Origin of the sequence: Haloarcula vallismortis ATCC 29715 (assembly GCF_000337775.1) — an archaeon.
Lineage (GTDB): Archaea > Halobacteriota > Halobacteria > Halobacteriales > Haloarculaceae > Haloarcula > Haloarcula vallismortis.
Genome location: NZ_AOLQ01000043.1, coordinates 1 through 1611 on the forward strand (window position 1 = coordinate 1; position 1611 = coordinate 1611).

Consider the following 1611-nt stretch of genomic DNA (forward strand, 5'->3'; position numbering starts at 1 on the left):
TACGACGACAGATGCACCAGGCCGGGTCAAACCGCGCCTGGGAAGGGTCGATTCGCCCACCATCTCCACCTTGGGGGCGAGTATGAAACCGTGTGTACGTGCGATCCAGGCGTCCACTGGACTCGTTCAGTTGAACGAGTCACAACGACGTTGGCTACTATGCCAGCTGGTGGATTGCTCGGCTCAGGCGCTGATGAAGGACGTGCCAAGCTGCGATAAGCTGTGGGGAGCCGCACGGAGGCGAAGAACCACAGATTTCCGAATGAGAATCTCTCTAACAATTGCTTCGCGCAATGAGGAACCCCGAGAACTGAAACATCTCAGTATCGGGAGGAACAGAAAACGCAACGTGATGTCGTCAGTAACCGCGAGTGAACGCGATACAGCCCAAACCGAAGCCCTCACGGGCAATGTGGTGTCAGGGCTACCTCTCATCAGCCGACCATTTCGACGAAGTCTCTTGGAATAGAGCGTGATACAGGGTGACAACCCCGTAATCGAAATCAGTACGCTGTGCGGTAGTGCCAGAGTAGCGGGGGTTGGATATCCCTCGCGAATAACGCAGGCATCGACTGCGAAGGCTAAACACAACCTGAGACCGATAGTGAACAAGTAGTGTGAACGAACGCTGCAAAGTACCCTCAGAAGGGAGGCGAAATAGAGCATGAAATCAGTTGGCGATCGAGCGACAGGGCATACAAGGTCCCATGACGAATGACCGAGACGCGAGTCTCCAGTAAGACTCACGGGAAGCCGATGTTCTGTCGTACGTTTTGAAAAACGAGCCAGGGAGTGTGTCTGTATGGCAAGTCTAACCGGAGTATCCGGGGAGGCACAGGGAAACCGACATGGCCGCAGGGCTTTGCCCGAGGGCCGCCGTGTTCAAGCGCGGGGAGCCACACGGACACGACCCGAATCCGGACGATCTACGCATGGACAAGATGAAGCGTGCCGAAAGGCACGTGGAAGTCTGTTAGAGTTGGTGTCCTACAATACCCTCTCGTGATCTATGTGTAGGGGTGAAAGGCCCATCGAGTCCGGCAACAGCTGGTTCCAATCGAAACATGTCGAAGCATGACCTCCGCCGAGGTAGTCTGTGAGGTAGAGCGACCGATTGGTGTGTCCGCCTCCGAGAGGAGTCGGCACACCTGTCAAACTCCAAACTTACAGACGCCGTTTGACGCGGGGATTCCGGTGCGCGGGGTAAGCCTGTGTACCAGGAGGGGAACAACCCAGAGATAGGTTAAGGTCCCCAAGTGTGGATTAAGTGTAATCCTCTGAAGGTGGTCTCGAGCCCTAGACAGCCGGGAGGTGAGCTTAGAAGCAGCTACCCTCTAAGAAAAGCGTAACAGCTTACCGGCCGAGGTTTGAGGCGCCCAAAATGATCGGGACTCAAATCCACCACCGAGACCTGTCCGTACCACTCATACTGGTAATCGAGTAGATTGGCGCTCTTATTGGATGGAAGCGGGGGCGAGAGCTCCTGTGGACCGATAAGTGACGAAAATCCTGGCCATAGTAGCAGCGATAGTCGGGTGAGAACCCCGACGGCCTAATGGATAAGGGTTCCTCAGCACTGCTGATCAGCTGAGGGTTAGCCGGTCCTAAGTC

Annotated in this window: 1 rRNA gene; it reads left to right on the forward strand. The window is 55.5% G+C overall.

Annotated features, from left to right (window positions below):
- Positions 1-145 precede the first annotated feature (145 nt).
- Positions 146-1611, forward strand: a 23S ribosomal RNA gene (locus C437_RS20825); the annotation flags it as partial.